This is a genomic window from Dietzia sp. SLG310A2-38A2, assembly GCF_014145095.1.
In the GTDB taxonomy this organism is placed as follows: Bacteria; Actinomycetota; Actinomycetes; order Mycobacteriales; family Mycobacteriaceae; genus Dietzia.
On sequence record NZ_JAALDX010000042.1, the window covers coordinates 1 to 9,352 of the forward strand.

Here is a 9,352-nt window from a genome sequence, read left to right on the forward strand (position 1 = left end):
GATGGGTCAACCCCCGCGTCGCCGGGGCCCTCGAGTACACCGCTGGTGGGGACTCCGCGATCGCCGCGATGCAGTACTCGTTCCTGCCCAGCCCCCTGGCGTTCGTGGCCGACCGCGAGTCGCCGCAGCGCGCGGGACGCGCCTTGTTCGAGGCGGTGGAGCGGGCCGTCGCGGAGGTGCCCGAGGCTCGTCGCCCCGCGCTCGTGGCGTTCGGAGAGAGCCTCGGCTCCTTCGGGGGCCAGACCGCCTTCGGTGGTGCCCAGGACATGGTGGCCCGGACCGACGGTGCGCTCTGGGTGGGCACTCCCAACTTCTCACCGCAGTGGTCCTACCTCACCGCCCACCGCGATGCCGGGTCACCGGAACGACTTCCGGTGGTCGACGAGGGTGAGCACGTGCGCTTCGCCGCGAGCGGACAGGATCTGGATCTCGACGGCGCGCCGTGGTCGACTCCCCGGATCGTCTACTGGCAGCACGCGTCCGACCCCATCACCTGGTGGTCGCCCGACCTCCTGCTGCAGCGCCCGGACTGGCTTCGCGAACCGCTGGGCCCCGATCTCGACCCGGGAGTGCGGTGGACCCCCTTCGTGACGTTCTGGCAGGTCACCCTGGACATGGTGTTCTCCGCGGACGTCCCTGCCGGCCACGGTCACACCTTCGGGCCGGACGCCGCGCAGATGTGGGCCCGGATCCTGGACCCCCCGGGCCGGGCCGACGCCGACGCCGACCGGGTCCACGCCGCGATCGCCGACGGCCGCTACTGACGGGTGGGAGGGCCACCGGCCAGTGGGAGCGCCACTGATCGATGGGACCGCTCCTGACCGGACCCGCCGGCGTGGCTGTTACTCCTGGTCCGCGAACTGCGTCTCGTACAGCTCGGTGTAGCGCCCGCCCGCGGCCAGCAGCTCGGTGTGGGTGCCCGACTCCACCACGCTGCCGCCCTCCAGCACGAGGATGCGGTCGGCGGCGCGCACGGTGGACAGTCGGTGGGCGATCACCAGCGAGGTCCGGTGGGACATCGCCTCGGTGAGGGCATCCTGGACGGCGGACTCGTTGGTGGAGTCCAGTGCGCTGGTGGCCTCGTCCAGCACCACCACGGAGGGCTCCGCGATGAGCAGTCTCGCGATGGTCAGGCGCTGCCGCTCCCCACCGGAGAGGCGGTACCCGCGGTCGCCGATGACGGTGTCCAGTCCGTCGGGCAGCGACCGGACCAGGTCCTCCAGCCGCGCCCTGCGCAGGGCGTCCCACACCAGCTCGTCGGTCACCTCCGGACGGGCGAAGGTCAGATTGGACCGGATCGTGTCGTGGAAGAGGTGGCCGTCCTGGGTGACCATGCCCACCGTCCGGCGCAACGACGACGAGGTGACCTCACGCACGTCGAGGCCGGCCACCCGCACCGCCCCCGAGTCCACGTCGTAGAGCCGCGGTAGCAGCGACGCGATGGTCGACTTGCCGGCGCCGGACGATCCGACCAGCGCGATCATCTGCCCCGGCTCGGCACGGAAGCTGACCCCGTGCAGGACCTCCTGCCCGCCGCGGGTGTCGAGGACGGCGACCTCCTCCAGCGAGGCCAGGGAGACCTTGTCGGCCGAGGGGTAGGAGAACCGGACGTCGTCGAACTCGATGGCGGCGGGACCCTCCGGCACGTCGACCGCGTCGGGGGCGTCCTTGAGCAGCGGGTCCAGGTCCAGGACCTCGAAGACCCGCTCGAAGCTCACGATGGCGGTCACCACGTCCATCGGCGCGTTGGCCAGCGAGGTCAGCGGGCCGTAGAGGCGGGTCAGCAGGAGGGCGAGCGCCACGACGGAGCCGGCGTCCATCCCACCGGTGAGCGCGAACCAGCCACCGACGCCGTAGACCAGCGCGAGTGCCAGGGTCGAGACCAGGGTCAGCGAGTTCATGAACACGCTCATGAGCAGCGCGGTGCGGACCCCGATGCCCCGCACGCGTCCCGCCCGGGAGGCGAACTCCGCGGATTCGGCGTCGGGGCGGCCGAAGAGCTTGACCAGGGTCGCGCCGCCGGCGTTGAAGCGCTCGGTCATCTGGTCGTTCATCGACGCGTTGAGGTCGGAGGCCTCGCGACGGAGCCGGGCCAGGCGCCTGCCCACGTAGCGGGCGGGGAAGAGGAACACCGGCAGCAGCAGCACCGACATGAGGGTCAGCTGCCAGTTGATCCCGGCCATCACGACGAGGGTCAGGATGAGCTGGACGAGGTTGGACACGACCCCGGAGAGGGTGTCCGAGAACGCGCGCTGGGCGCCCATCACATCGTTGTTGAGCCGACTCACCAGCGCACCGGTCCGGGTACGCATGAAGAACGCCACCGGCATGGTCTGGACGTGGTCGAACACGGAACGGCGCAGGTCCAGGATGAGGCCCTCACCGATACGGGCCGACCAGAACCTGGTCACGACGTTGTTGATGGCCTCGACGACGCCGATCAGCGCGATGGCGGCGGCGAGGAGGAACACCACTCGCACCGCGGCGCCGTCCACGATCGCCGTGACCACCCGGCCGGCGAGCAGCGGGGTCACCACGGCGAGGGAGGCGCCGAACACGGACAGGATCAGGAACAGGATGATCAGCCGGGTGTGCGGCCGCGCGAACTGCCCGATCCTGCGGAAGTTCTCGCGGGTGAAGACGCTGCGGTCCATCGAGATGTTGTTGTTCTCGGCCCGCATCAAGGTGCGCATGGCGGCCTGCTGCATCGTCACGTCCGCCACTCCTCCCGCGTCGGAGAGGATCCGACGACCTGTCGGTACAACTGCGCGGGCAGCCCCCTTATTCCGCCTGGGTTCTGCGACCGGACGACCTCGTCGTCGTCCTTTCTGGACAAAATCTGGCTGCATGTCTAGACACGGGCAATGATTTTGTCTAATCTTGTCTCCATACAGTGGCGTAGGCCACATCCACAGTGATCTTTGGAGGTCGTTGACGATGTCCAGTACCGAGTACATCCGCCCCCGGGGCGCAGACGGGCGCCCCGACCGGGACCCCACGACGGATCCAGCCGCCCAGGACACCGCCGCGGTGGGCGACACCACCGACGCCGCGGTCGAGCCCTTCGCGTGGACCGACGCCAAGCGGTACCTGTGGCTGCTCGGACTCATCCCCGCGATGGGTCTGTTCCTGTCGATGCCGATCGTCGCCGGCTTCAACGCCCTCGGCTGGGGCGTGGCGGCCACCGTCGCCTGGTTCCTCCTGCCCTTCCTCGTCTACGTCGCGATCCCGCTCGGGGACCTGGCGATCGGGGCCGACGGCGAGAACCCGCCCGACGAGGTGATGGACAAGCTCGAGGCCGACCCGTTCTACCGGTGGTGCACCTACCTGTACATCCCCTTCCAGTACGCGTCCCTCATCGCGGCCGCCTACCTGTGGACCGCCCAGGACCTGTCGTGGCTGGGCTACGACGGGGGTCTCGGGATCGCCGCCTCGATCGGCGTCGCCTGGACCGTCGCGATCACCGGCGGGATCGGGATCAACACCGCCCACGAACTCGGGCACAAGATCGCCGGCAGCGAGAAGTGGCTGTCCAAGGTCGCTCTGGCCACCACCGGCTACGGACACTTCTTCATCGAGCACAACCGCGGTCACCACGCGCGCGTCGCCACCCCGGAGGATCCGGCCAGCTCGCGGTTCGGCGAATCGTTCTGGGCCTTCCTCCCGCGCAGTGTGTTCGGGTCGCTGAAGTCGGCCTGGCACCTCGAGTCCGAGCGCCTCGGGCGTCTGGGCAAGAGCCCGTGGACCCTCCGCAACGACAACCTCAACGCGTGGCTCATGACGGTCGTGCTGTTCGGCGGTCTCATCGCGGTGTTCGGCTGGGAGGTCGCGCCGTGGCTGATCGTGCAGGCGATCTTCGGGTTCTCCCTGCTCGAGGTGGTCAACTACCTCGAGCACTACGGCCTGAAGCGCCAGAAGACCTCCGCCGGCCGCTACCAGCGCTGCCGCCCGGAGCACTCGTGGAACTCCGACCACCTGGTGACCAACATCTTCCTGTACCACCTGCAGCGGCATTCGGACCATCACGCCAACCCGATGCGTCGCTACCAGGTCCTGCGCAGCTTCGAGCAGGCCCCGCAGCTACCGTCCGGCTACGCCACCATGATGGTTCTGGCGTACGTGCCGCCGCTGTGGCGCAAGGTCATGGACAAGCGCGTCCTGGCCCACTACGACGGTGACATCACCCGCGCCAACATCCAGCCGTCCAAGCGCGAGAAGATCCTCGCACGCCACGGGGTCGATGCGACCTCGGCCGGCTCCACCGCGGTGGCGGAGAAGGTGGTCGTGGACACCGACATCGCCGCCGACCAGATCTCGCCGACCGGCGAGTACGTGTGCCCGAACTGCGGGCACCACTACTCCGAGACCGCCGGCGAGCCGCGTGAGGGTTTCCCCCCCGGGACCCCGTGGTCGGCGATCCCCACCACCTGGCGGTGCTCGGACTGCGGCGTCCGCGACAAGGTCGACTTCCTGCCCGTGAAGTAGCCCTCCACCGCCCTGGGACGGAGATCAGGAACAATGGACCTCATGCCGCGCCGCCCCTCCACCAGTGACCGACGCTCCTCCGGGGATTCCCAGGGGGAGCGTTGGTCGCCTCGCCTCACCGTCTTCGACGCGATGCACGAACTGCTGGAGTCCCGCGACTGGTCGGCCGTGACCATGTCCGACGTGGCCAAGGCCGCGGGACTGAGTCGGCAGACGCTCTACAGCACGTTCGGCAACCGTCAGGGCCTGGCCCAGGCGTACGCGCTCCAGCTGTCGGAGACCTTCGCCGGCGAGATCCGCGACTCCATCATCCGTCATCCCGGGCAGATCGAGCTGGCGCTGAGTGAGGGGATCAACGGCTTCCTGCGGTCCAGCAGCCGTGACCCGCTCATCCGGGCGCTCGTGACCGGGGACATCAAGCCGGACCTGCTGCGGCTGATCACCACCGAGGCGGGGCCGCTCATCGAGCGCGCCACCGAGGTGCTCGTGCCGGCCCTGTCCGAGAGCTGGATGCGGATCGAGGCGAACCAGGCCCGGTTGGCCGCCTCGATCATCGCCCGGATCGGCATCAGCTTCATCTCGCTCCCGCCCGAGGACCCGGACCAGCTGGCCTCGGGCCTGACCGAGGTGATCGCCCCCTATCTGCAGAAGGTCGTGCAGGTCGATCTCCAACACTGACCTGGCGCCGGACCGCGGCGGGGAGCGACGGCCAGGGCAGGCGGGATCGACACGGCACGTGGGGTCGATCAGGCTCCGTCCCCCACGGTCGACCTCTGATCCGGGCGACCCGGTATCGCGACGCTCGCCTCGAGGAAGAGACCGCGGGCCTCGACACACAGCCGGTCGCCCGCGTGGATGGTCGCCTTGGTCCAGGTCTTGCGCCCGTCCACCTCGTCCACCCACGAGCGGAACGTCAGCGGCCGCAGGAGCGGCGTGGGTGACCGGTAGTCGATCTCGTAGTGGGCTGTCATGCCGTAGCGGCCGCCCCAGTGGTTCGCGAAGCCCATCATGTGGTCGATGATCAGCGCGCTGATCCCACCGTGGACGCACCCCGGAGGGCCCTGGTAGGCCAGTCCGAATGTGACCTCCGCCGTCACCGAACCGTCGTCGCACCCGGAGAACCGCACCGGAGGGGCGATCGGGTTCTCCGGTCCGCCCACGGGGTTCGCCCGACGAGACCCGGCACCCGTCCACATCGCCTCCAACCGGCGGGCCGGCTCCGGCACGCGCGGCTCGAGGAGGTCCGCGACCTCGGCCAGCCGGTCCGCGATGTCCCCCAGCTCGACCTCCGAGTGGGCGAGCCCGGCGATCGCCTCGCGCAGTCTGCGCAGCTCCGCCACCGAACGATCGAGGTCCGGATCCGGCGTGGGCAGGTCCGGGACGGGAACGGGATCGAAGCTGTCCCCCAGGCGCTCCCGCATGCTGCTGAGCTGGAAGTCGTCCACGCCCTCAATCCTCGGGAGGGGACCTCGACCGATTTCGGGACTGTCGCTGTCGTTAGCCATACTCTGAAGACTATGTCGACACCCGTCAAAAAGAAGCAGTTCGATCCGTCCACGTACGGCCCCTGGGCTCTGGTCGTGGGCGGCAGCGAGGGAGTGGGTGCCGAGATCGCCTTCCGCCTGGCCGACGCCGGCGTCTCGTCCGTGCTGGTCGCCCGCCGGAGCGGACCCCTCGAGGAGACCGCCGAGGCCGTCCGCGCCCGGGGGGTGGAGTGCCGCGTGCTCTCCGTCGACCTCACCGAGCCCGGTGCCGCCGACGGGATCGCCGCTGCCTGCGACGGCCTGGACGTGGGGCTGGTGGTCCTCAACGCCGGGGCCAACACCTACGGCGCGGAGTTCGCCGAGTCGGACATGGAGCGGGTCCAGCAGGTGATCGACCTCAACATCACCTCGCCGCTGGAGGTCATCCGGAACGTCGCCCCCGCGCTCAAGGCCCGCGGTCGGGGCGGCATCGTGGTCATGGGGTCGATGGCCGGGTACCTCGGCCACGCCGACATGAGCATCTACTCGGCGGCCAAGGCCTTCAGCCGGGTCTTCGTGGAGGGCCTCTGGCTGGAGATGCGCGAGCACGGGGTGGACGTGGTCGAGGTGATCCTCGGCGTGACCCGCACCCCGGCCATGATCCGCGCCGGTCTGGACATGGATCTCCCGGGCATGACCGTGAGCGAGCCCGCCGACGTCGCCGACGAGGTGCTCGCGTCGATCGGCGAGGGCCCGGTCCACGTCTGCGGCGGGGAGGGCAATCGCAAGGGCGTCGAGTTCAGCTCCGGAGTGGATCGCGGCCGGATCGTGGCCGGGGCGCACAAGCGGATGAAGGCCCTGCGCGGCGAGGGCTGAGCGCGCCCCCACCGGCTCCTCACGCCCCCGCCCCCGGGATCGGGCGCGGCCCTCTCAGCCCACTCAGCCTTCGATGGGGCGGTCCCGCTGCGCGTCCGAGATCCCCCTGGGTTCGATGAACAACGCCTCGGCGCGGGCGCACAACGTCTCGCCGGTGTACACGGTGGCGCTGGCCCAGATCTTGCGGCCCTCCACGCGGTCCTGTCGCGCCTCGAACCGCAGTGGGGCGTACAGCGGGGTCGGCGAGAGGTAGCTCACCCTCAGGTCCGCGGTGAGCCCGACGCTCTTCGCGGCGGCGTTGGCCAGGCCCAGCATCTCGTCGAAGACCAGCGCCACGATCCCACCGTGCACGCACCCGGGAGGGCCCTGGTACTCGATGCCCAGCCGCAGATCAGCCCGTACGGTGGCGTCGGGCAACACCACCGGTTCCAGCGGCGGCGAGACGGGGTTGCGGCTGCCGATCGCGGGGTTGGAGGCGAGATGCTCGGGAACGCCCCAGGTCGCGTAGTCCGAGGGGCGCACCATGGTGCCGACGGCCTCGAGATGGTCGGCGAGCTCACGGACGATCCTCACAGCGTCGTGGACGTCGTCGAAGCGCGATCCCGCCACCAGACCCCGCACCCGGCGCAGTTCGCGGGCCAGGTCGGTGGAACCGGAGGCGTCGTCGTCCTGGCGCAGGAACGGGGCCCCCTCCTCTCCGGCCGAGGCGGGATCGGTCGTTCCGAAGGGGCGGTCGTCGGTGGCGGAGGCATCGGTGGTCACGAAAACCGAATCTACTCCGCATTCACCCGGCTACCGCCGGTCACCCTCCCGCCAGGCGGCGCCGGTTCTCCAGGAGCAGGCCGCCGGGTTCGACGAACATGCCCTCGGCGGTCGCGCACAGCCGATCGCCCGCGTGGATGGCGCCGTGCGCCCAGATCTTGCGGCCCTCCACCCTCACCTGCCGGCCGGTCACCACGATCGGCTCGAGGACCGGGGTGGGGCTGCGGTAGTCGACGTCCAGGTAGACGGTCATCCCGGTGGCGCCGGCGTGGAAGTTCGCCCGGCCCAGCACAACGTCGAACAGCAGCGAGACCACTCCGCCGTGCACGCACGCGGGCGGGCCCTGGTACTCCAGACCGAGCGTCGCCTCGCCGCGGAGTGTCCCGTCGGACAGGATGTCGAACTCGATCGGCGGGGCGAGGACGTTGGAGCGACCGACCACCGGGCAGTTGGTGACGTAGTCACCCGTCGACCACGTGACCGCCTGCCTGCGTTCTGTGCTCGCCGACGCGGCCTCCAGCCGGTCGGCCACCTCGCGCAAGCGGGCGGTCAGCGGGGCGAGGTCCGTGTCGAACAACCCTCCGGTGGTCAATGCGCGGATACGACGCACTTGATCCACCAGGGCGAAGAGGCCGGCCTCGTCGTCGTCGACCCTGTCGATCCGGCCCCCGCCACCTCGTGACGGGTCCAATGGACCCGTCTCCACGACGGGTCGTGCCCGCCGCGGGACAGCCACCTGCTCTGCAGCCCCGCCGCTCGGATGATCGGTCACTACCCGGTCCCCTGCGCCGCCCCGCGCCCGGCGCGGCGGCCGAAGAACGACCCGTCGCCCAGGGACGTGCCGGAGATGTAACCCTCGCCGTGCAGGCCGTGGGTGCAACGGCCGGCGGCGAACAGGCCGGGGATCGCCTCACCCGCCCGGTCCAGGACCCTGGACTGCAGGTCCGTGTGCAGCCCGCCCAGGGTGAATCCCTGCGCCTTCAGGGGGAGTCCGTTGAAGGAGTCCGGGCCACCCGCCCCGGTGGGGTAGGCGCCGAACGGTGGCTCGAGCGGGCGGACCCAGCGTGAGCTCTTCCCGAACTGGGGATCCTCGCCGTCGCGGGCACCGGCGTTGTAGCGGCGCAGGGTGTCGGCCAGCGCCTCCGCCGGCAACCCGCAGTCGGCGGCGAGTTCCTCGATGGTCTCCGCGGCGTGCATGGGCTGCATCCCCCACAGTTCGCTCTCCGGGACGTCCTCGATGCCCTTCTCGTCGATGATCACCCACACCGGCGGCCGGCGGTGGTGCACCGCGGCGTGGCAGTACAGGCCCGGGTAGACCTCCTCGTTGATGAAGCGCTGGCCGTCGCCGTCGACGAGCATCGCCCCCACCGCCAGTCGCGGGATGATGAGCATCGCCGTCTCGGTCTGGTGCATGCGGCGCACGGCGGCGCCGATGTCCATGCCCATCTCGATCCCCGAGCCGTCGTCGCGGCCGTCGGAGACCTTGTCCTTGCCCACCTGCTGCGGCGCCCACTGCTCGAGCATGCGGTCGTTGTCCACGAACCCGCCGGTCGCCAGGACCACCCCGCCGGTGGCGCGGTACTCGCGCTCCTCGCCGAACTCGGTCGCCCGCACGCCCGCGACCCGGCCGTCGGCGACGATCAGTGATCGCGCCCTGACGTCGCAGTGCAGCGTCACGCCGGCCTTCTGAGCTGTGGCCACCAGGGCGTCCATCAGCACGTTGCCGGCGAAGTTCGGGGCGGGCGGACGATGCCCGCGGGCCGCGG

General features: G+C 70.4%; 9 protein-coding genes. 4 read left to right on the plus strand and 5 right to left on the minus strand.

Going from position 1 to position 9,352, the window contains the following annotated elements:
* On the plus strand, positions 1–764 hold a 764-nt coding region (locus G6027_RS01580), incomplete at its 5' end, for an alpha/beta-hydrolase family protein (protein ID WP_182634797.1).
* A 78-nt stretch (positions 765–842) separates the two neighbouring features.
* On the opposite strand, the gene G6027_RS01585 is transcribed toward G6027_RS01580, so the two are convergent.
* Positions 843–2,681 (minus strand): ABC transporter ATP-binding protein, encoded by a 1,839-nt coding sequence (locus G6027_RS01585; RefSeq protein ID WP_241726724.1) that lies wholly within the window; start codon positions 2,679–2,681, stop codon positions 843–845.
* 256 nt (positions 2,682–2,937) lie between these two features.
* On the opposite strand from G6027_RS01585, the gene G6027_RS01590 reads away from it, so the two are divergent.
* Positions 2,938–4,485 carry a fatty acid desaturase gene (locus tag G6027_RS01590; RefSeq protein ID WP_187702500.1) on the plus strand — a complete coding sequence of 516 codons (1,548 nt, stop codon included), beginning with the start codon at positions 2,938–2,940 and terminating at the stop codon, positions 4,483–4,485.
* Positions 4,486–4,527: 42 nt separating this feature from the next.
* Positions 4,528–5,163, plus strand: a complete 636-nt coding sequence (locus G6027_RS01595; protein ID WP_241726723.1) for a TetR family transcriptional regulator — start codon at positions 4,528–4,530, stop codon at positions 5,161–5,163.
* 68 nt (positions 5,164–5,231) lie between these two features.
* Here G6027_RS01595 and G6027_RS01600 read toward each other — a convergent pair whose 3' ends face one another.
* A complete protein-coding gene (locus G6027_RS01600) occupies positions 5,232–5,930 on the minus strand; it encodes a PaaI family thioesterase (protein ID WP_346995595.1) in 699 nt (232 codons plus the stop codon).
* Between the two features lie 72 nt (positions 5,931–6,002).
* On the opposite strand from G6027_RS01600, the gene G6027_RS01605 reads away from it, so the two are divergent.
* The gene (locus G6027_RS01605; protein ID WP_206682455.1) at positions 6,003–6,824 is read left to right on the plus strand and encodes an SDR family NAD(P)-dependent oxidoreductase; all 822 of its coding nucleotides are present in this window, start codon (positions 6,003–6,005) and stop codon (positions 6,822–6,824) included.
* Positions 6,825–6,887: 63 nt separating this feature from the next.
* Here the strand turns inward: G6027_RS01605 and G6027_RS19285 are convergent, their stop codons facing one another.
* The 3 genes from G6027_RS19285 to G6027_RS01620 form a co-directional block, all read right to left on the minus strand.
* Positions 6,888–7,586, minus strand: coding sequence for a PaaI family thioesterase (locus G6027_RS19285; RefSeq protein WP_182634802.1), 699 nt, complete (start codon positions 7,584–7,586; stop codon positions 6,888–6,890).
* A 40-nt stretch (positions 7,587–7,626) separates the two neighbouring features.
* Entirely contained in the window at positions 7,627–8,277 is a 651-nt protein-coding gene (locus tag G6027_RS01615; RefSeq protein WP_187702501.1) for a PaaI family thioesterase, read from the minus strand.
* Between the two features lie 80 nt (positions 8,278–8,357).
* The coding region (locus tag G6027_RS01620) for an FAD-dependent oxidoreductase (protein ID WP_182634804.1) at positions 8,358–9,352 on the minus strand (995 nt) is incomplete at its 5' end.

What these genes read in the sequence shown, in the direction of transcription:
- G6027_RS01585 (WP_241726724.1), bottom strand. Translation starts at nt 2,681, where the DNA reads ATGCGGGCCGAGAACAACAACATCTCGATGGACCGCAGCGTCTTCACC.
- G6027_RS01590 (WP_187702500.1), top strand. Translation starts at nt 2,938, where the DNA reads ATGTCCAGTACCGAGTACATCCGCCCCCGGGGCGCAGACGGGCGCCCC.
- G6027_RS01595 (WP_241726723.1), top strand. Translation starts at nt 4,528, where the DNA reads ATGCCGCGCCGCCCCTCCACCAGTGACCGACGCTCCTCCGGGGATTCC.
- G6027_RS01605 (WP_206682455.1), top strand. Translation starts at nt 6,003, where the DNA reads ATGTCGACACCCGTCAAAAAGAAGCAGTTCGATCCGTCCACGTACGGC.